This window comes from Mesorhizobium sp. CNPSo 4661 (assembly GCF_057784215.1).
On the sequence record NZ_JBWGIO010000002.1, the window covers coordinates 1 to 19,878 of the forward strand.

Consider the following 19,878-nt stretch of genomic DNA (forward strand, 5'->3'; position numbering starts at 1 on the left):
CCGGTGCTGGTCGGCGACCCCGAGCTTTGCAAGATGGCGAGCGACCGCCTGCTTGGCGTGCACGGCATCTACATCCAGCCGATCAACTACCCGACGGTGCCGCGCGGCACCGAGCGGCTGCGCATCACGCCGACGCCGTTCCATTCGGATGCGCTGATCGCCGAATTGCAGGACGCGCTGGTCGAGACCTGGGATGCGTTGGGCATTCCCTATGCCGGCTCCGGCCGTCCCGCCGTCGCCAAGACCGACCGGATCATTCCGCTGCTGGTGCCGAAGTCAGGCGGCTGAAGCCGTTTCAAACTCTACTCCGGCAGCCATCCGCTGCAACTTTGACTCACCGGAGCGAGTTTCAATTCGGGCTTCGTCGACGGCTCGGCTACACCGTCTTCATCCATTTCGCCAGGCGATGCGCCGCTTCCTCGAGCTGATCGAGGCGGCGGTGGAAGCATAGTCTGAGAAAGGCTTCGCCGCCGGGACCGAAGGCGGTGCCGGGCGCCAGGCCGACATTGGCGTTGTCGACGATGTCGAAGGCGGCTTTTCGGGAATCGGTGAGGCCGTCGACCCTGAAGAACAGATAGAAGGCGCCCTGCGGCACGGTGAAACGCGCCTTGCCGGTTTCGCCCAGGATGCCGCAGACGAGGTCGCGGGCGGCATGCGCGCGCTCCACCTGTTCGGCGATGAAGCCGTCACCCTCGTCGAGGGCGGCAACCGCGCCGCGCTGCATGAACTGGGCGACGCCGGAGTTCGAGTACTGGATCAGGTTTTCGAACACCTGCTGCAAGGCGGGATGGGTCTTGATCCAGCCGACGCGCCAGCCGGTCATCGCCCAGTTCTTGGAAAAGCTGTTGACGAACAGAATGCGGTCCTCGGGCGTGGCAATGTCGAGGAAGGACGGCGCGCGGCCATGGCCGTAGTGGAACAGCGAATAGATTTCGTCGGCAATGATCCACAGGCCCTTTTGGCGGGCGAGATCGAGGATCGCCTGGAGCGTCTCCCGATCGGCGGTCCAGCCGGTGGGGTTGGACGGCGTGTTGATGAACAACAGCTTCGTGCGTGACGTGATCGCGGCGGCGATCTTGTCCACGTCGCAGGACCAGCCATTGCCGGACTGGTCGAGGGTGACCGGCACCGGCACGGCGCCCGCCACGCCGGCGGCCGCGGCGAAGTTCGGCCAGGCGGGCGAGAGGTAGATAACCTCATCGCCGCTGCCGGCGATCGCGTCGATAGCCAGCTGGATGGCATGCATGCCGGATCCGGTGACGATGAATTCTTCCTCGGCGAAGGTCTTGCCGAAGTGCCTGGCGTAGTAGCGGGCGAGCGCCTGCCTGAGCGCGGGAATGCCCCTCTGCCAGGTGTAGAAAGTCTCGCCGTCGGCCAGTCCCTTGGCGGCGGCATCGCTGATGAAGGCCGGCGTCGGCAGATCGCCCTCACCGGCCCAGAGCGGGATCAGGCCTTCGCGCAGGCGGCCATGATTGACGACGGCGACAATGCCGCTTTCAGGGGCAGCTCGGGCCTCGGTGCGCAAGGTCTCGATAAGGGTCATGGGCAAAATCCATATTCGTCTCGTGAGCGCTCTTACCAGATCGCCAAACGGAAAACCCCGGCCGCGGGCGGCCGGGGTTTTGGTCCAGAGCGCCCGCTCTGCGTTATCTCTTGGCGAGCAGGTCGCGGATTTCGGTCAGAAGCTGCACATCGGCAGGCGGCGGCGCGGCGGCAGGGGCCGGCTTTTCGCGCTCAAGCCGCCTGCGCATATTGTTCACGGCCTTGACCATCAGGAAGATGATAAAGGCCAGGATCAGGAAGTTCAGCACCACGGTGATGAAGCTGCCATAGGCAAAGACCGCGCCCTCTTTCTTGGCATCGGCCAGCGTGGCCGAATGGACGTTCGAGGACAGTCCGAAGAAGTAGTTGTTGAAGTCCAGCCCGCCGAAGATCGCGCCGACGATCGGCATGATGATGTCATTGACAAGCGATTCGACGATCTTGCCGAAAGCGGCGCCGATGATGACGCCGACGGCCAAGTCCATCACATTGCCCTTGGAGATGAATTCCTGGAATTCTTTCAGCATTCGACCCTCCTTGCATCACGGGCCGCGCTGCCGCCTCTCCAGTGTCCTTCGACGCCGACCCAAGGTTCACAATAACAAAAACCCCCGGTTGCAAAACCAGAAAATGAGCCAAGGCACCGGTTTGTGTTTACATAGCGTCATCAAGCACATATGCGCCGAAAGCCGCGATGGACTTGGGCTCCAAGCTGTGATTGCGTCTAGCCCAGGCCAGGGTGGAGACCGACTTTGAATCAAGAATAGAGCATGATGTCGCCCGAAAACCGCTTCCCACTTTTCGGCATCATGCTCCAGGGAGGAAGTGCGGACCGTGCAAGGCTGGTTCGTCGTCATCATCGCGATCGCCTATGTGACGCTGCTTTTCGCCATCGCCAGCGTCGGCGACCGGCGTTCGGCTACCATCGGCCTGGGCCGGGCACGGCCTTTCATCTATGCGCTCAGCCTGGCCATCTACTGCACTTCCTGGACCTTTTTCGGCTCGGTCGGCCTTTCCTCCGAGCGCGGCCTCGAATTCCTCGGCATCTATACCGGTCCGGTGCTGGTCTTCGTGTTCGGCTTCCCGCTGCTCAACCGCATGATCCGGCTGGCAAAAAGCGAGAAGATCACCTCGATCGCCGACTTCCTCGGCGCCCGCTACGGCAAGAGCTTCACAGTCGCGGCGATCGCGACGCTGATCGCAACCGTCGGCGCGGTGCCCTACATCGCGTTGCAGCTCAAGGCGATCTCGGGCTCCGTCAGCCTGATGGTCGAGCACTATACCGGCTCGCCGCCCTCCTTCGATCCCTTCGTCAGCGATATCTCGCTGGTGGTGGCGATGCTTTTGGCGCTGTTCGCGGTGCTGTTCGGCACCCGCCATGCCGACGCCACCGAACATCAGGACGGGCTGGTGCTCGCGGTGGCGGTCGAGACCGTGGTCAAGCTCGCCGCCTTTCTCGCCATCGGCCTGATGGTGACGTTCCTGATCTTCGGCGGCCCCGGCGACATGTTCGCCAAGCTCGCCGGAAACGGCCAGGTGCGCCAGGCCATGAGCTACAGCACCTCCCTGGCCACCTGGCTGGTGCTGACTGGCCTCAGCGGCTTTGCCGTGCTGATGCTGCCGCGGCAGTTCTACGTCACGATCGTCGAGAACCGCAGCGAGGCGGAACTGCGCACGGCGACCTGGGTGTTCCCGCTCTATCTCGTGGCGATCAACCTCTTCGTGCTGCCGATCGCCTTTGCCGGCTTGTCGCTGGTCGGCACCAAGACCAGCAGCGACCTTTACGTGCTGTCGCTGCCGCTGCTCAGCGGGCATGACCTGCTGGCGATGGTCGCCTTCGTCGGCGGCCTGTCGGCGGCGACCGCCATGGTGATCGTCGAGAGCGTCGCGCTGTCGATCATGATCTCCAACGATCTCGTCATCCCGCTGTTCGTGCGGCGCGTGCTCAAGACCAGTTCCTCGGAGAACGAGGACTGGTCGACGCTCATCCTCAACGTGCGCCGCGCCTCGATCTTCATCATGCTGTTCATCGCCTTCCTCTATTATCGCGAGAGCACCAACAGCGCGCGGCTGTCGTCGATCGGCCTGATGTCGTTTGCCGCGATCGCGCAATTCGCGCCGGCGCTGATCGGCGGCCTGATCTGGCGCCGCGCCAATGGCCGGGGCGCAGCACTCGGCATGGTCGCCGGCATCGCCGTCTGGAGCTACACGCTGCTACTCCCCTCGTTGGTCGGTCCCGCTTCCGGCATCGTCGCCCATGGGCTGTTCGGCTTCGAGGCGCTGAGGCCGCAGGCGCTGTTCGGCACCGTCGGCGAGCCGCTGAACCATGGCGTGCTGTGGAGCCTCTCGGTCAACGCCCTGTTCTTCGTGCTTGGATCTCTGTCGCGAGCATCGGTACCGCTGGAGCGGATCCAGGCGGCGATCTTCGTGCCGCGCGAGGCCGGCCCGATGCCGAGCCTCAGGCGCTTCCGCACCGCCGTCACCGTCAACGACCTGAAGGATACGATCTCGCGCTATCTCGGCGTCGAGCGCACGGAGCGCTCGTTCCAATCCTTCGAGAGGGACGCGAAAGTCTCCCTGCACGGCACCGAACAGGCCAGCATGGATGTCATCCGCTTCTCGGAGCAGCTGCTGGCGAGCGCCGTCGGCTCTTCCTCGGCGCGGCTGATCCTGTCGCTGCTCTTCCGCCGCAACGATCGCGATTCCAAGGATGCCTTCAAGCTGCTCGACGACGCCACCGAGGCGCTGCAACACAATCGCGACCTCTTACAGATCGCGCTCGACCAGATGGAGCAAGGCATCACTGTCTTCGACCGCGATTTCCGGCTGATCTGCTGGAACCGGCAATACCGGCTGCTGTTCGACCTGCCGGACGAGATGGGCCAGGTCGGCGTCTCGCTCGACCGGATCCTGCGCCATCTCGCCGAGCGCGGCGATATCCCCGCCGACCAGCGCGTGACGACGCTCAACCGGCTGACCAGCTTCGCCGGCCCGTGGCAGATGGAGCTCAAGACCAGCGGCCGCATCCTGGAGCTGCGCTCCAACCCGATGCCCGATGGCGGCATCGTCGCCACCTATGCCGACATTTCCGGCCGCGTCGAGCAGGACCTGGCGCTGAAGCGGGCCAATGAATCGCTGGAGCAGCGGGTCAAGACCCGCACCATCGAGCTCACCCGCGTCAACGAGGAACTGGCGCAGGCGCAGATGCTGGCCGAGGAAGCCAATCTCGGCAAGACGCGCTTCCTCGCCGCCGCCGGCCACGACATCCTGCAGCCGCTCAACGCGGCGCGGCTCTATTGCTCGTCGCTGATCGAGAAGGCCGGCAAGGGACCGGCCGGGAAGGCCGCCGTCAACATCGAATCCTCCCTGGAATCGGTCGAGACCATCCTCGGCGCGGTGCTCGATATCTCGCGGCTCGACGCCGGCGCCATGAAGCCCGAGAACGCCGCCTTCAACCTCGGCGGACTGCTCGGCCAGATCGGCAACGATTTTCGCCCTTTGGCCGCTGAAAAGAAGCTCGAACTCACGATCATCCCCTCCTCGCTCGGCGTCATGACCGACCGCAACCTGCTGCGCCGGCTGATCCAGAACCTCGTTTCCAACGCCATCAAATACACGCGCCAGGGCCGCATCCTGGTTGGCGTGCGGCGGCGCGGCGAGCTGGCCGAGATCCAGGTGATCGACACCGGCATCGGCATTGCCGGCGACAAGCTCAACACGGTCTTTCACGAGTTTACGCGCCTCGACGAGGGCGTGCGCGAGGCCGAAGGCCTTGGCCTGGGTCTCTCCATCGTCGACCGTATCGCCAGGGTGCTGAGGCTCGAGATCCAGATCTTCTCCAACCCCGGCAAGGGCACGCGCTTTTCCGTGATCCTGCCGGTCGCGGCGGTGGCGGCGCCGCCGCGCGAGGCCGGCAAGGCGCCGGCCCGCTCCGCCTCGACGCTTGCCGGGCTCAATGTGCTGTGCATCGACAATGACGCGCGCATCCTCGACGGCATGCGGCTGCTGCTCGAAGGCTGGGGATGCCATGTCGAGACGGCTTCTGGTTCAGGCGATCTCGTGAAACCCGGCGCACCAAAGCCGGACCTGGTGCTTGCCGACTATCATCTCGACGGCAGCACCGGGCTCGATGCCGTCGCCACGCTGCGCGCCGCCTACGGACAGGACCTGCCCTGTGTGCTGGTCACCGCCGACCGCTCCAGCGAAGTGCGCGCGGCTGCCGGCCGGCTCGACATTCCCGTCGTCAACAAGCCGCTGAAGCCAGCGGTGCTGCGCTCGATGATGGCGCGTGTCAGGCCGCTGGCGCCGGCGGCGGAGTAGTCGCTGGCCGGTGCTTCAACCTCTACGTCCGAGACCTCTCAGATAAGCGCAGAACATGTCGGCGAGCGCTTCTCGGACCGGCAGCTTCAGATGGAGCTGTCGGCCATTTGCGAATTGCGGAACCGAGGCCTCGCGCCACTAGCAGGCGGACGGTGCTCGCGAAACGCCATGGCAAGGGTGCGCAACGCATCGCGCGACTGGGCGTCGGAGAGCGTGGACAACAGCACGATCTCCGATGCCGGCAGCGGCGGCAGGCCGAATTTGCGGCTGATCTCGATCGTGCCGGGCGGAACCAGGCGAGACGAGAAGGCGCCGGCGGCAAGGCCCGCCGACACGGCCTCCGCAACCGCGAAGGAGCCGCAGCCCAGGAAGACTTGTGTCCACGGTATACCGACCGCGTCGAGCGCGCCGGTGACGACGTCGCGGATGCTGCAGGAGGGCGAGGAGGCGGCCAGCCGCAGCGGCTCGCCAGCGCGGTAGACGAAGTCCGGCGTCGCGTACCAGCCGAAATGCTCGGGCGCCAGCACCTCGCCGTCACGGCGGCCGTCCCCACGCCGCACGATCGCCGCATCGAGATCGCCGCGATCGAAGGCGGCGAGCAGGTCGCGTGTGTCGTCAAGCCTGACCTCGATGGTCAGCGCCGGGTCATGCGCACTGAGCCGCGCCAGCAAGGTCGGCACCTCGGCGCCGCCGACATGGGTGGCGATGCCGAGCCGAAAATGGCGGCGAACAGCCGTAAGACTGGCGACAGCGCGGTCGTGCGCGGCAAGCAGCTCGCGCGCCGGCTCCAGGAAGACGGCACCGCGCGTTGAAAGCCGCACCAGCCGCGGCGTCCGCTCGATCAGTCTTTCGCCGATCCGGTCTTCCAGCCGCTTCAGCTTGACGCTGATCGCGCCCTGGGTGCTGCCAATGGCGTCGGCGGCGCGGGTGAAGCTGCGTAGGTCGGCGACAGTAACGAAGGCTCTTACCGCATCTACGTCCAGCGTCATGTCAGCTATCCTGTTTTGTTGTCTCTGAAATAGCCAACCATGCAATTCTAAAATGATCAAGCCTGCCTTAACTTGCGTTGGGCGTACAGCGGCAAACCATCCGGTTTCGCCCTGCCCCAAGAAATTCGAGAGGTTTGACCATGACTCCTGTCCTCACCCGCCGGGGCATCGTCGTTCTGTTCGCCGCATGTCTTGCCTGCCTGATGTTCGGGCTGGAGATATCGAGCGTTCCCACCATCCTGCCGACGCTGGAGCAGGTGCTCAAGGCGGACTTCAGGCAACTGCAATGGGTGATGAACGCCTATACGATCGCCGTCACGAGCGTGCTGATGGCGGTCGGCACCATTGCCGATCGTTATGGGCGCAAGCGCGTCTTCCTGGTCTCGATCGCCGCCTTCGGGCTTGCCTCGCTGATCTGCGGCCTGGCGGGCAACGTCTCGACGCTGATCGCCGCGCGCTTCCTGCAGGGGTTGAGCGGCGGCGCGATGCTGATCTGCCAGCTCGCCGTGCTGTCGCATGAGTTCCAGGACGGGCGCGAGCGCGCCGTGGCCTGGGGCTGGTGGGGCGTCGTCTTCGGCATCGGCCTCGGCTTCGGTCCGATCATCGGCGGCGGCATCGTCGCCGTGTCGAGCTGGCAGTGGGTGTTCCTCATCCATGTGGCGGTTGCGATCGTCGCCTTCGTGCTTGCCTTGGGAGGCGTCCATGAATCGATGGATCCGCAAGCGGGCAGGCTGGATCTCGCCGGCATCCTGACCTTGTCGCCTTCCGTCTTCTGCCTCGTCTTCTACATCACGCAGGGACCGGAGCTCGGATTTGCCAGCCCCGCCGCCCTGGCGATCCTTGGCCTGTCGATCGCGAGCTTCGTGGCGTTCCTCGTCGCCGAAAGGCTCAGCAAGCGGCCGATGTTCGACTTTTCGGTGTTTCGCATCCGCCCGTTTTCCGGCGCGATCGTCGGCTCGACGGCGATGAATATCAGCTACTGGCCGTTCATGATCTATCTGCCGATCTGGTTCCGTACAGGCCTCGGCCTCGACAGCTTCGCCACCGGCCTTGCCTTGCTCGCCTACACGCTGCCGACGCTGGTCATGCCGCCTTTGGCCGAGCGGCTGTCGCTGCGCTACCGGCCCGGCGTCGTCATCCCGGCGGGGCTCGCGATCATCGGCATCGGTTTCTTCCTGATGAAATGGGGCAGCGCCGCGGCCCATGCCAGCTGGCAGACCATGCTGCCGGGCTGCCTGATCGCGGGCGCTGGGCTCGGCATCACCAACACGCCGGTCACCAACACGACCACCGGCTCGGTTTCGCGCAACCGCGCCGGGATGGCGTCCGGCATCGACATGAGCGCGCGCATGATCTCGCTTGCGGTGAACATCGCGGTGATGGGCTTCATCCTGGCGAACGGCGTACTCTTCCATCTCATGGCCGCGCTGCCCGAGCTCGACAGCGCAAGACTCCGTCGGTTCGCCGAGGCGATCGCGGTCGGCAATCCGGTGCCGAGCCTGCCGGACGACGTCGCGCATGGCGCGCTGGCGAGCGGCTTTGGCTGGGTGATGCTCTATGGCGGCGTCGCCGTATGGATCATGGCGGCGATCGGCTTTGCGATCTTCGGGGCACGACCGGCGCGGCAGGAAGCGGTTCAGCGCCCGGACTGAAACGGACGGTCAGCCGACCGGCTGCAGCGGGTCGCCGCCGATCTTCGACAGCTGGATCACCGCCTGGGTGCGGCTGTCGACACCGAGCTTCTGCAGGATGGCCGAGACATGCGCCTTGATGGTGGCCTCGGAGACGCCGAGCTCATAGGCGATCTGCTTGTTGAGCAAGCCCTCCGCCAGCATGCCGAGCACGCGCGTCTGCTGCGGCGTCAGCGCCTGCAGGCGCTTGATCAGGTCGGAGATCTCCGGATCGCGCTCGACGCCGAGCTCGATGCCGGCGGGCGCGGCGATATCGCCGGCAAGCACCGCCTGCACGGCGGCGCGGATTTCTTCCATGCTGGCCGATTTGGAGATGAAGCCGGACGCTCCGAGATCGAGCGCGCGGCGGATGGTGACGGGATCGTCATGCGCCGACACCACCACCAGCGGCACCGCCGGATGGATACCGCGCAGCGAGATCAGGCCGGAGAGGCCGCTGGCGCCCGGCATCGACAGGTCGAGCAGCACCATGTCGACATCCTCGTTCGCGAGCACCAACGCCTTGGCGCTTTCGAAATCCCCTGCCTCATGGATGGCGGCAACGTCGCCGACGCCGGCCAGCGCCTCCTTCAGCGCGCCGCGAAAAAGCGGATGGTCGTCGGCAATGACGAAAGTGTGGCCCGACGGCAAATATTCCTCCCCCGATCCCATCATCATTGTGTGCTTCTTGCGGGGACCGGAATGATTATGCGGTGACGCGGCGCGTTTTCAAGCGGCAAAGGCCGCGCGCGGGGTTTTCCCCAACGGTTCGGCTCTTGTTTTGCGCAATTCCGGACGGAAAACCGCTATGCACTTTTCCTGGAATTGCGCCCTCGGTTCAGGTCTTCTGGTTCAGCTTGCCGCTGTCGCCGTCTTCCTTGTCCATGTCCTTGACGATGTCCTTGAAGGTCCGGAAGAACTGCTCCATATAGCCCATCGTCTTGTTGAAGTCCTCCTGGCTCGGCAGTTGCGATTCCAGCCGGGCCGAGAGCGAATTCTCGAGCTTGGCGACGCGCGCGTCGAGCGCCTTGACCGAATTGTCCAGCCGGTCGATCTCGTCCTGGTAGGCGGCCCGCTCGTCGGCCGCCATCTTGCAGACGAGCTGGCCTGAGCGCTCCTCGCAGATCGACATGGCGCCGGTCCTTGTGTCCATGCGGACATAACCGTCGGCGGACTTCTCCAGACGGTAGTGGTCGGTCTCCTCGGAATAGGCGGAAGCGGCAACCAGCGAGCAGAGCGCCGCGGGGATCAGGATGTGCTGCAGACGCATAGTGTCCTCCATGAGCCAGTGAAGGCGGGCTATCACAGGTTTGCGCCGGAAATGGGGAAGAGTCGAGCTTGAGCCTTCCCCGCACCTTCGGTTCGGACTATAGCGCGACAATGTCTCAGATTATCTACAAGATCGCCCCCGAGGCGCTTTGGCGCGAAGCCGAGAGGAACGGGCGCTTCATCGGCGCGCCGATCGACATCGCCGACGGCTTCATCCATTTCTCCACCGCCGGCCAGGTGCGCGAGACCGCGGCCAGGCATTTCGCCGGCCAGAGCGATCTGCTGCTTATCGCCATCGACGGGGCTAAGCTGGGCGACGCGCTGAAATACGAGGTGTCGCGCGGCGGCGCCCTGTTCCCGCATCTTTACGCTCCGCTCGCTCTCGATGCCGCCCTCTGGGTCAAGCCGCTGCCGCTCGGCGCGAACGGCCACGAATTCCCGGCGCTGGAGGGCGAATGAGCGTGCTCGACCGGATCGGCCAGAAGCTGCTTTTCTCCTTCGATCCGGAAACCGCGCACGGCATGTCGATCGCGGCTTTGCGCTGCGGGCTTCCGGTCGGCGCGACCACGACGCGCGACGCGCGTCTCAAAACCCGCCTCTGCAGCCTCGACTTCCCGAATCCGCTGGGCATGGCCGCCGGCTACGACAAGAACGCCGAGGTTCCGGACGCGCTGCTGGGGCTCGGCTTCGGCTTTGCCGAGGTCGGCACCATCACGCCGCAGCCGCAATCGGGCAATCCGAAGCCGCGCATCTTCCGGCTGATGGCGGACGAGGCGGTGATCAACCGGCTGGGCTTCAACAATGAGGGTCACGCGGCGGCGGAAAAGCGGCTTGCCGCGCGCAAGGGGCGGCCGGGTATCGTCGGCGTCAATATCGGCGCCAACAAGGACAGCGCCGACCGCATCGCCGACTATGAGCGCGGCGTCGCCCGCTTCGCGCCCTATGCGAGCTATCTGACCGTCAACATCTCCTCGCCAAACACGCCGGGCCTGCGCAACATGCAGGCGCGCGAGCAGCTCGGCGAATTGCTGTCGCGGGTGATGGCCGCGCGCGCCACCGCTCTTGCGCAACCGCCCGTCTTCCTCAAGATCGCGCCGGATCTCGTCGAGGCGGAGCTGGAAGACATCGCCGCCGAGGTCGCCGAGAAGGAAGTCGATGGCGTCATCGTTTCCAACACGACGCTGGCGCGGACCGGGTTGCGGAGCGGCGGCGTCGCGAATGAAACCGGCGGGCTCTCTGGGAAACCATTGTTCGAGCGTTCGACCGCGGTTCTGGCCCGGATGCGCAGGCTGCTTGGCCCGCAGATCGCGATCATCGGTGTCGGCGGCGTCGATTCCACCGAGGCGGCATTGGAAAAGATCCGCGCCGGCGCCGACCTCGTCCAGCTCTACACCGGGATGATCTACGCTGGACCAACGCTGCCGGGGCGCATCGTTGCCGGCATGGCGCGCTTTGTGGAGAAGGAGCGTCTCAAATCCATCGGAGAGTTGCGCGATACCGGCTGCGCAAGCTGGTCCGAACGACTCTGACGAGTTTCCGCCAAACCGGGAGGACAGACGATGGCCGAGGTTCTGAACTCTGTCGTGGACTCGATCGGTGGAACACCATTGGTCCGGCTCGACAGGCTGACGGCGCAGGCAGGCGTCGACGGCGCAATCCTCGCCAAGCTGGAATATCTCAATCCGGGCTTTTCCAAGAAGGACCGTGCGGCGCTTGGAATAGTCGAGGAGGCCGAAAGGTCCGGCGCCATCAAGCCGGGGCAAACGGTGGTCGAGCTTACCTCCGGAAACATGGGAACGGGGCTCGCGATCATCTGCGCCGTCAGGGGTTACCCCTTCGTCGCGGTGATGTCGAAGGGCAACTCCGAAGAGCGTGCACGCATGATGACGGCGCTCGGCGCGGAAGTTATCCTCGTAGACCAGTTGCCGGGGTCGGTGCCGGGACAGGTCTCGGGTGGCGATCTGGCGCTCGTCGAGCAGGTGGCCAGAGCAGTCACGGCGCAACGAGGCGCGTACCGCGCCGACCAGTTCCATCGCGACGGCAACTGGCTTGCGCATTATCACGGTACCGGGCCGGAAATCTGGGACGCCAGCCATGGCGCCGTCGACGCGTTCGTCGACTTCATCGGCTCGGGCGGCACATATGCCGGGGTGGCGAGGGCGCTCAAGGAGCGCAATCCCCTGATCAAGTGCTTCATCGTCGAGCCTGAGGGCGCCGCGGCGGCAGCCGGAGAGACGGTCACCCAGCCCGAACACCCCATTCAAGGCGGCGGCTACGCCATGCCGGACCTGGCATTCCTGAACAACGCGCCGGTCGATGGTTATCTCCAGGTGTCCGGCGACGAAGCGCGAGAGGCGACGCGCTTGCTCGCGCGCAGCGAAGGTATCTTCGGCGGCTTTTCCTCCGGGGCGAATGTGGCTGCCGCGCTGCGTCTCCTGCGCGGCGATCAATCAGGCAAGACGATCGCTGTCGTGATTTGCGACTCCGGGCTGAAGTACCTCTCGACCGACCTCTGGAGCTGAGAAAAGCTGGCGCTCGACCGGAGCCGAACAATGGGCGCTAAAATGCCGTGCGCACCCTGAGCCTGAGCACTGCAAGCAAGCTCACTCCCCGCACCAGCAGGAAGACATGCAGCGATGCCCACAGGCCGTTGTTGCCGAAGGCCGGCGCAAGCGTGATGAGCGCGGCGCTGAAGACGAGGAACGACAACAGCATCATGTTGCGCATGTCGCGCGACCAGGTGGCGCCGATGAAGACGCCGTCCATCTGGAAGGCGAGCACGCCGGTCAGCGCGGTGAAGGCCGCCCAGGGTAGATAGGCGTCGGCGATCGTGCGGACTTCTTGAGACGTCGTCACCAATGCCACAAGGTTTGCGCCCGCCGTCAGCAGGATGAGCGTGGCAGCGCCGGCGAGGCCAAAGCCCCAGATCAGCGTCAGCCGCACGGCCTGCCGGAACGGAGCCGGCGCATGCGCGCCGATGGCGCGGCCTGCCAATTGCTCGGCCGCCGTGGCGAAGCCGTCGAGGAAATAGCCGGCGATGAGGAAGAAATTCATCAGCACGGCGTTGGCGGCGAGCGTCACCGTGCCGAACTGCGCGCCCTGCCGGGTGAACAGCGCGAACGCGGCAAGCAACGAGAAGGAACGGATCATGATGTCGCGGTTGAGCGACAGCATCCGCCGGTAGGCCGGCAAATCGAGGATACGGCGGCGCGACGGCCGCTCCAGCTTGCGGAAGCGGGCGAGCACGATGGCAAGGCCAAGCAGCATGGCCAGGAACTCGCCGGTGACGGTTGCCCAGGCGACGCCGGCCACGCCCCAGCCGAGCTCGAGGCCGAGCAGGAAGCAGAGCACGATGTTGATGCCGTTGAGCACGGCCTGCAGCATCAGCCCGACCCCGCCTTCGCCGCGCCCCAGCACGTAGCCCAGTATGGCGTAGTTGATCAGCGAGAAGGGCGCGGCGAGCAACCTGATGCGGATATAGACCGACATCGCCGCGCTGACGCGCGGCTCGGCGCCCATGAACCACTGGCCGGCCACGGCAAAGAGCGGCGAAAGGGCGGCCAGTATGACGCCCGCGACGACCGCGATCAGCACGGCGCGCCAGAGCACCGCCTGTTCCTCCAACGGATCGCCGCGCCCGAAGGCCTGGGCGACGAGGCCGGTGGTGCCGGAGCGCAGGAAGTTGAAGGTGGTGAAGACGACGTCGAAGACCAGCGATCCCGCCGCCAGGCCGCCGAGCAAGGCCGCGTCGCCGAACTGGCCGACCACCGCCGTGTCGACGATGCCGAGCAGCGGCGTCGTCAGATAGGCAAGCGTCATCGGCACGGCGATCGCCAGCACTGAGCGGTTGGTGACGGCGAAGGATCTGGCGCCGGTTTGGGTTGCGTCCATTGCTGCCTGGCTGATTGCGGCTTGATCGTGGACCCGATGTGCCCCAGTTTGCCGGCGTCACGCAACCGCCATCCGCCGGACTGCCAACCGAATTTCAGACTTGGCTCAGACCTCCCGATCCATGCCGCTGCAGATCGTCCATCACCCAGACTATGACGCCGGCTTCGCCGTCAACCACCGCTTTCCGATGAGCAAATATCCGCTTTTGATGGCGGCCTTGCGTATGCGCGGGCTGGCCATGCCGGAAGCGCTCTCGATGCCGGAACCAGCACCGGCAGCAGGGCTGAAGCTTGCGCACGCGGCCGACTATGTCGACCAGGTGATCGCCTGCCGGGTGCCGGAGAAGATAGAGCGCGAGATCGGCTTTCCTATCGGTCCGCGCGTGTCGCTGAGGGCACAGCTCGCTACGGCGGGCACGGTGCTGGCCGCCAGGCTGGCGCTGAAACACGGCATTGCCTGCAACGCCGCCGGCGGCAGCCATCATGCCAGGCGCGCGCAGGGCGCCGGCTTCTGCACCTTCAACGATGTCGCCGTCGCCTCGCTGGCGCTGCTGGCCGAAGGCGCCGTCGAAAATGTCCTGGCTATCGATCTCGACGTGCACCAGGGCGACGGCACGGCCGACATCCTCAAGGACGAACCGCGCGCCTTCACTTTTTCCATGCATGGCGAGCGCAATTACCCGGCGCGCAAGATCGCCTCCGACCTCGACGTCGCCTTGCCGGACGGCACCGGCGACGACGCCTATCTCGAGCGGCTCGCCGCCATCCTGCCGGAACTATCCGGGAAAAGGCGCTGGGACCTCGTCTTCTACAACGCCGGCGTGGACGTTCATGCCGAGGACAGGCTCGGCCGGCTGGCGCTGAGCGACGACGGCCTCACCGCCCGCGAAGACATGGTCATCGGCCATTTTCGCGGCCACGGCGTGCCGCTTTGCGGCGTCATCGGCGGCGGCTATTCGACCGACGTGCCGGCGCTGGCGGCGCGCCACGCCATCCTGTTCGAGGTCGCATCCCGATACGCGTGATGCCAGGCCGGGCTATTTCCTGTAGCTGGCGATCCGAAGCAGGATGAACACCGGCACGACGATCGCCGCGCCGAGCAGGATATAGCCGAGGAAGCGGTCGATGGCGTGGAAGCCGAGATTCCACAAATCGACGAAGAACTGGCGGATGCCATAGAAGACGTCCATCGGCGACCAGCCGAAGGCATGCATGACGAGGCCGACGAGGAAGGAGACCACGAGCAGCTTCAGGAACACCCTGAGCGGCGTGTCGCCAAGAAAGCGCGTCAGTGCGGACAAGGCCATTCTCCGGTTCGAGCCGCCTGATTCGGCAGCGCGCTACCAGAGATACGCACTCGGTCGTCCGCCAGCAAGCTGCGCGGCCGCCAGGCAGTGCTTAATTTTGCGTAAACAAACATTCAGCAAATTGCTGAAAATAAACAGAAAAATCTTCACTTATCCGGCCCGCGCAATGTGCGTGCAATTTTCACCTGACAGATAGGTCCCGTCTTTCGAGCAGCGTGTCGCACCGGAAGTTCGGGTCGCAAGGCAGGCGCCTTGCGGCATGGGATTCCATTGCCCGCGAAAGACAAGCGAACCGGAGCGGCTATCCCAGGAGCCAGCTCCACTGGTCAATCCGCGCATGGCCCTGTCCTGCGCATGCGTTTGGAGTATTGAGCAGGTTTTATCGAACCAAGATTGCCCTGGCGGCGGCTTTCGCCGCCTGTCTCGGTGGAGCGGCGATGGCCGCCGACCTGTCGCCCGCCTACAACGATCCGCCGGCTTTCCAGTGGAGCGGCGCCTATGTCGGCGTCCATGGCGGAACCGCCTTCACCAAGATGCCCAACCCGTTCGCCGGCCGGAATGGCTGGAGCGGCGGCGTGCAGGCCGGCTACAACATACAGACAGGGCCCGCCGTCTTCGGCGCCGAGCTCGAAGGCTCTTATCTCGGCGGCGCCGAACACAATGTCGAGGGCGGCAAGATCAAGGAGAAATGGCGCGCCGCCGCCAAGGCCAAGGCTGGCCTTGCCTTCGACCAGACATTGGTCTTCGGCACCGCCGGCCTGGCCATGACGACATTCGACAAGGCAGGCGGCGTACGCGACACCGACAGCCGCAAGCTCGGCTATCTGGTCGGTGCCGGCGTCGAGCAGGCCTTCGCCGGCGGCCTCTCCGCCAAGATCGAATACGACTATATCCGCACGCCCGACGTGGAAACGAGATCGGCCTTCGGCAAAGCGAAGACCGATATAGGCAGCCAGGAACTGAAGGCCGGCATCAACTACCGCTTCTAGGGCCTGGGAACGCCGGAGACCAGTTTTCCGCGGCGGCCCGATCCCCGCCGATCTCCACCGCGGGAAACTGCCTTTCTCCGCCATCGCAGAAGCGGCCGGAGCCAACGGACGCCCGCGTAATGTCGATGCAATTTTCGTGGCCTAGCTGCCGGAGCGCATCACTATCCCAGGAATCAGATCATGTTCATGACAAGCAGAGGCCTCAACCTGGCGCTGAAGGCCTTCTTCGCCGCGGCCCTCATCGGCATGTCGGCCTGCGCCTCCGACATCATGAAGAACTATGTCGGACAGCCAGTCGAGTCGGTCGTCCTCGATTACGGCCCACCGACAACCGTCGTCGAGCTCGGCCCGGGCGAGCGCGCCTATCAGTGGCGCAAGGTCTCTACCAACGTGGTCTCCAGCTCATCGAGCGGCGAGGTCCGACATACCAAGCACGGCACCGAATATGAGGAGACCGAGACGCCCGGCTATGTCGAGCGTCAGGAATGCTTTTACACCTTCTACGCGCGCTCCTCGGGTGGTCGCTGGTTCATCACGAATTTCCGCAAGCCGAAGCTGGAGTGCGAGTAACGCGATCGCAAACGGCTGGCTGGCTCTTGCCCACCGACGCTCAAGGCCCTAGCCCACCCCATGGCCGCGTGCGGTGCTGCCGCCGCGCTGACGGAGACTGGACATGCGTATCCTGCTGATCGAGGACGAGCCGGAGATGGCGTCGGTGCTCAAGACGGCGCTGGAGCGACAGGATTTCATCGTCGACCGCACCGCGACGCTGGCCGACGCCGAGATCATGGCCAAGGTCGGAACGCATGATGCGATCGTGCTCGACCGCCGTCTGCCGGATGGCGAGGGCCTCGATCTCATTCCGCGCCTGCGCGCGATGAATGTCGATACGCCGGTGATCGCGCTGACGGCGCTGGCCGGCATCAACGACCGTGTCGTCGGGCTCAACGCCGGCGCCGACGACTATATGGTGAAACCCTTCGCCACCGAGGAGCTGGTGGCGCGGCTGCGCGCGCTGCACCGCCGCCAGTTCACCTTGCGCGCCGACCGCATCGAGGTCGGCCGCCTGATTTATGATTTTCGCGACCGCGAAGCGCTGGTGGACGACAAGGCTCTCGACTTGCCCCGGCGCGAGCGGCTGGTGTTGGAAACGCTGATCCGGCGGCCGGGCCGGGCGGTGATGCGCCGGACGCTGGAAGAGGCCGTTTATTCGCTGGATGACGAGATCGGTTCGAACGCGCTCGACGCGCATATTTCCAGGCTGCGCCGCAAGCTGGAAGAGGCCGCCGCGGGGGTCGAGATCCGCGCCATCCGCAACATCGGCTATCTTCTCAGGACCTTGCCGTGAAGCAGCGGCGGACACGTTCGCTGCAATGGGTGCTGGTGCGGCGGTTGATCCTGCTGCAGGCGGCGATGCTTGCGATCTTCATCGCGCTTTGCGCTGCGGCGCTATGGATTTCCAATCCGCACTGGCTGGTCGACAATGAGGCGGCCGTCGCGGCGTTGAAGAATGCTGTCGAGCGCAACGATGAGGGTGGCCTGGTGGTGCGCGAAACGGCAGAGCTTCGCCAATTCCGCGAGAGGTTCCCCCACCTCTGGTACATTATCCGCGACAGCAAGGGCCAAAGCCTCCGTGCAGGCGCCGTTCCCGATGTCTATACCAAGACGCCAGGCGATCTGCTGGATGGAGTAGACCGCGCGACCCTTGAATTCGCCAAGGACGATTCTCGGCCCGAAGCCTATGTCGAAAACGTCGCCACCAAGGCCGGTCTGGTGCAGGTCATCACCTCGACACGGTCATCGCGCGGCGAGACCGACGGGCTCGATATCAATATATCGGCGACGATCGACGTCGCTCACAATCCCGACGGCAGCCGGAACTGGGAGCGAGCCCTGCCCGCGCTGGCGCTGATCATCGCCATGTTGCTTTTGCCCATCATCGTGGTCATGGGCATCACAACTTTGGTGACGACACCGGCCGTGGTGCGCAGGTCGTTCGCCGGACTCGTCGACACCGCCGAGCAGGCTGCCCGTATCGACATCAACACGCGCGGCCTGCAATTGCCGGTGCAGCGCGTGCCGCAGGAGATCGCGCCGCTGGTGCGGGCCTTCAACCAGACGTTGGCGCGCCTTGCCCATGGCTATGACCAGCACAACCGCTTCCTGACGGACGCCGCGCATGAATTGCGCACGCCGATAGCTATCCTGCGCACGCGGGCGGAACTGTTGACGAAGGAGCCGCAAAGCGAGCGCCTGCTGCAGGACATCGAGCGGCTGTCGCACCTTGCCCAGCAATTGCTCGATCATCAGATGCTGGAACGCCCGGCCGACGAGCGCCAGATCGTCGATCTGGTCGAACTCGGCCGCCGGGTCGCCGCCGATTTCGCGCCGCTCGCGATCGAGGCCGGCTACGACCTTGCCTTCGAGCCGGCGCCCCAAGAGAAGGTTCATGTCCGGGGGAACAGCTCGCAGATCGAACGCGCCCTGGCCAATTTATTGCGCAATGCCATCGACCATGGCGGCGGGGCCGGCATGATCACCGTCGCGGTCGATAAAAACGGCGGCGTGGAGGTGCGCGACGCAGGCCCGGGCATCCCGCCGGCAGAGCGGGAGAATGTATTCCAGCCCTTCTACCGGCTGCAGCCGCAGTCGCGCGGCGCCGGCCTCGGCCTCAACCTTGCCCGGCGGATCGCGGAGCTGCATGGCGGTAGCGTCAGGATACTGAGCGGCGCATCGGCAGGTGCCTGGGTGCGCATGGAACTGCCCACCTTGCCGTCGTAAGTGGTTCCGCTTTGCCGATTGCTTGAGGCCCGGCCATCATGGTAACGAGGGCTCGCGCGGGTATGATGTAATGGTAGCCTGTCAGCTTCCCAAGCTGAACGCGCGGGTTCGATTCCCGCTACCCGCTCCAACTTGCAGTGAAACTCTGAGCCGGTTGGAGCAGCTTGCGGTTGTTGCGCGGAAGTATAAAAGCGAAGCATGCCGCGCGCCCTGTCGAAATACACTATTCGGGAATGGTTCAGACTACGACCGTTGGTCGACCGCAAGAATCATGCGCGTTATCAGGTTCGGGAGCGGATCGCGCTGGCCAGGAATGCTGGCCCGGTGCCTCTTACCACTATCCGCAACCGAAGAGTCTTGGTCACGATCAGTTTCAACGATGCCCAAGTGATCGATTGGCAAACCAAACTTGTCGCAAGATACGTTCCGGAAGCGATCCATGTGGTTGCCGACAACTCAACTGACCTGTCGGCAAGAGATGCTATTCGCGATATCTGCGCGAAGGCCAATGTTGCTTTCGCGGCAGTGCCGGCAAACCCATGGATCGTACGAGAGATCGATGGAGGCAAATCGCACGGCTATGCGCTGAATTGGGCTTGGAAGAACATCGTCCTTGTAAACCGGCCTTCGATGGTCGGTTTTCTGGATCACGATATTTTCCCCACCGAAAGGACAGACCCGTTTCGCATGCTGGATCAGGCCAGCGTCGCGGGATTGGTTCGGACCGCGCCGGGCGCGCGCTGGTATCTATGGCCAGGCTTTGCCTTCTTCAACATGGACAGATTGTCGACAGACCGGCTCAACTTCGGCAGGGATTGGCTTGATGGGTTTGATACCGGCGGCCTGAACTGGCGCCGTCTATACCGTCAACTCAGCAACGAAGACCTGTGCAAGGCCGACTATGAGCGTATCGCCGTCGCCGCCGACACGGCAATGGACGAAGCGCTTTTCGAGCGCATCGACAACTGGCTTCATGAGAGCCGCTTCACGACCGACATTGATATGGCGCCAGCGCGCCGCCGGCAGTTGCTTGAACTCAAGCGACGCAGGATCCTGGATACCTTGATGGCTCTGCCTGCATAATTCGACTGCTCCAGACGGTCAGGGTTACTGTACTGGTC

General features: G+C 64.7%; 19 protein-coding genes and 1 tRNA gene. 13 read left to right on the forward strand and 7 right to left on the reverse strand.

What is annotated here, in order from left to right; genetic code table 11:
* A partial coding sequence (locus AC0YKC_RS02035; RefSeq protein ID WP_488509634.1) for an aminotransferase class I/II-fold pyridoxal phosphate-dependent enzyme occupies nt 1-288 on the forward strand: 288 nt, incomplete at its 5' end.
* Between the two features lie 88 nt (nt 289-376).
* On the opposite strand, the gene AC0YKC_RS02040 is transcribed toward AC0YKC_RS02035, so the two are convergent.
* Both AC0YKC_RS02040 and mscL read right to left on the reverse strand, forming a co-directional pair.
* Nucleotides 377-1,543: a pyridoxal phosphate-dependent aminotransferase gene (locus AC0YKC_RS02040; RefSeq protein WP_488509637.1), complete on the reverse strand. Its 1,167-nt coding sequence runs from the start codon at nt 1,541-1,543 to the stop codon at nt 377-379.
* A 103-nt stretch (nt 1,544-1,646) separates the two neighbouring features.
* The gene (gene mscL / locus AC0YKC_RS02045; protein WP_320297648.1) at nt 1,647-2,069 is read right to left on the reverse strand and encodes a large conductance mechanosensitive channel protein MscL; all 423 of its coding nucleotides are present in this window, start codon (nt 2,067-2,069) and stop codon (nt 1,647-1,649) included.
* 307 nt (nt 2,070-2,376) lie between these two features.
* On the opposite strand from mscL, the gene AC0YKC_RS02050 reads away from it, so the two are divergent.
* Nucleotides 2,377-5,862: a PAS domain-containing hybrid sensor histidine kinase/response regulator gene (locus AC0YKC_RS02050; protein WP_488509640.1), complete on the forward strand. Its 3,486-nt coding sequence runs from the start codon at nt 2,377-2,379 to the stop codon at nt 5,860-5,862.
* Between the two features lie 86 nt (nt 5,863-5,948).
* On the opposite strand, the gene AC0YKC_RS02055 is transcribed toward AC0YKC_RS02050, so the two are convergent.
* Complete coding sequence (locus AC0YKC_RS02055) at nt 5,949-6,851, reverse strand: LysR substrate-binding domain-containing protein (protein WP_488509644.1); 903 nt, start codon at nt 6,849-6,851, stop codon at nt 5,949-5,951.
* Nucleotides 6,852-6,991: 140 nt separating this feature from the next.
* On the opposite strand from AC0YKC_RS02055, the gene AC0YKC_RS02060 reads away from it, so the two are divergent.
* Nucleotides 6,992-8,503, forward strand: a complete 1,512-nt coding sequence (locus tag AC0YKC_RS02060) for an MFS transporter (RefSeq protein ID WP_488509646.1) — start codon at nt 6,992-6,994, stop codon at nt 8,501-8,503.
* Between the two features lie 9 nt (nt 8,504-8,512).
* Here AC0YKC_RS02060 and AC0YKC_RS02065 read toward each other — a convergent pair whose 3' ends face one another.
* Both AC0YKC_RS02065 and AC0YKC_RS02070 read right to left on the reverse strand, forming a co-directional pair.
* Nucleotides 8,513-9,172 carry a response regulator transcription factor gene (locus AC0YKC_RS02065; protein WP_320297799.1) on the reverse strand — a complete coding sequence of 220 codons (660 nt, stop codon included), beginning with the start codon at nt 9,170-9,172 and terminating at the stop codon, nt 8,513-8,515.
* Nucleotides 9,173-9,359: 187 nt separating this feature from the next.
* Complete coding sequence (locus tag AC0YKC_RS02070; RefSeq protein WP_488509648.1) at nt 9,360-9,791, reverse strand: hypothetical protein; 432 nt, start codon at nt 9,789-9,791, stop codon at nt 9,360-9,362.
* Nucleotides 9,792-9,901: 110 nt separating this feature from the next.
* Between AC0YKC_RS02070 and AC0YKC_RS02075 the strand changes: the two genes are divergently transcribed.
* Genes AC0YKC_RS02075 through AC0YKC_RS02085 form a run of 3 tightly spaced genes read left to right on the forward strand, consistent with a single transcriptional unit; the run spans nt 9,902 to nt 12,312 of the window.
* The gene (locus AC0YKC_RS02075; protein WP_320297653.1) at nt 9,902-10,249 is read left to right on the forward strand and encodes a DUF952 domain-containing protein; all 348 of its coding nucleotides are present in this window, start codon (nt 9,902-9,904) and stop codon (nt 10,247-10,249) included.
* The gene (locus AC0YKC_RS02080; RefSeq protein ID WP_488509651.1) at nt 10,246-11,319 is read left to right on the forward strand and encodes a quinone-dependent dihydroorotate dehydrogenase; all 1,074 of its coding nucleotides are present in this window, start codon (nt 10,246-10,248) and stop codon (nt 11,317-11,319) included. Before AC0YKC_RS02075 ends, AC0YKC_RS02080 begins: the two co-directional genes overlap by 4 nt.
* Nucleotides 11,320-11,349: 30 nt before the next feature.
* Nucleotides 11,350-12,312, forward strand: a complete 963-nt coding sequence (locus AC0YKC_RS02085; RefSeq protein ID WP_488509653.1) for a PLP-dependent cysteine synthase family protein — start codon at nt 11,350-11,352, stop codon at nt 12,310-12,312.
* A 37-nt stretch (nt 12,313-12,349) separates the two neighbouring features.
* Here the strand turns inward: AC0YKC_RS02085 and AC0YKC_RS02090 are convergent, their stop codons facing one another.
* On the reverse strand, nt 12,350-13,681 hold the full coding sequence (locus AC0YKC_RS02090; RefSeq protein ID WP_488509655.1) for an MATE family efflux transporter: 1,332 nt from the start codon (nt 13,679-13,681) through the stop codon (nt 12,350-12,352).
* A 121-nt stretch (nt 13,682-13,802) separates the two neighbouring features.
* On the opposite strand from AC0YKC_RS02090, the gene AC0YKC_RS02095 reads away from it, so the two are divergent.
* The gene (locus AC0YKC_RS02095; RefSeq protein WP_488510305.1) at nt 13,803-14,705 is read left to right on the forward strand and encodes a histone deacetylase family protein; all 903 of its coding nucleotides are present in this window, start codon (nt 13,803-13,805) and stop codon (nt 14,703-14,705) included.
* A gap of 12 nt (nt 14,706-14,717) precedes the next feature.
* On the opposite strand, the gene AC0YKC_RS02100 is transcribed toward AC0YKC_RS02095, so the two are convergent.
* Nucleotides 14,718-14,987 (reverse strand): DUF6460 domain-containing protein, encoded by a 270-nt coding sequence (locus tag AC0YKC_RS02100; RefSeq protein WP_181166832.1) that lies wholly within the window; start codon nt 14,985-14,987, stop codon nt 14,718-14,720.
* 368 nt (nt 14,988-15,355) lie between these two features.
* Here AC0YKC_RS02100 and AC0YKC_RS02105 point away from each other — a divergent pair, with 368 nt between their 5' ends.
* From AC0YKC_RS02105 to AC0YKC_RS02130, 6 genes are all read left to right on the forward strand, one after another.
* Nucleotides 15,356-15,976 carry an outer membrane protein gene (locus tag AC0YKC_RS02105; protein WP_488509658.1) on the forward strand — a complete coding sequence of 207 codons (621 nt, stop codon included), beginning with the start codon at nt 15,356-15,358 and terminating at the stop codon, nt 15,974-15,976.
* A 186-nt stretch (nt 15,977-16,162) separates the two neighbouring features.
* Nucleotides 16,163-16,546 (forward strand): hypothetical protein, encoded by a 384-nt coding sequence (locus AC0YKC_RS02110; RefSeq protein WP_488510306.1) that lies wholly within the window; start codon nt 16,163-16,165, stop codon nt 16,544-16,546.
* A 103-nt stretch (nt 16,547-16,649) separates the two neighbouring features.
* Nucleotides 16,650-17,324 (forward strand): response regulator transcription factor, encoded by a 675-nt coding sequence (locus AC0YKC_RS02115; protein ID WP_488509660.1) that lies wholly within the window; start codon nt 16,650-16,652, stop codon nt 17,322-17,324.
* The gene (locus AC0YKC_RS02120) at nt 17,321-18,757 is read left to right on the forward strand and encodes a sensor histidine kinase (RefSeq protein ID WP_488509662.1); all 1,437 of its coding nucleotides are present in this window, start codon (nt 17,321-17,323) and stop codon (nt 18,755-18,757) included. Before AC0YKC_RS02115 ends, AC0YKC_RS02120 begins: the two co-directional genes overlap by 4 nt.
* Nucleotides 18,758-18,813: 56 nt before the next feature.
* A tRNA-Gly gene (locus AC0YKC_RS02125) sits at nt 18,814-18,887 on the forward strand.
* Nucleotides 18,888-18,955: 68 nt separating this feature from the next.
* On the forward strand, nt 18,956-19,840 hold the full coding sequence (locus AC0YKC_RS02130) for a hypothetical protein (RefSeq protein ID WP_488509664.1): 885 nt from the start codon (nt 18,956-18,958) through the stop codon (nt 19,838-19,840).
* Nucleotides 19,841-19,878: the final 38 nt, after the last annotated feature.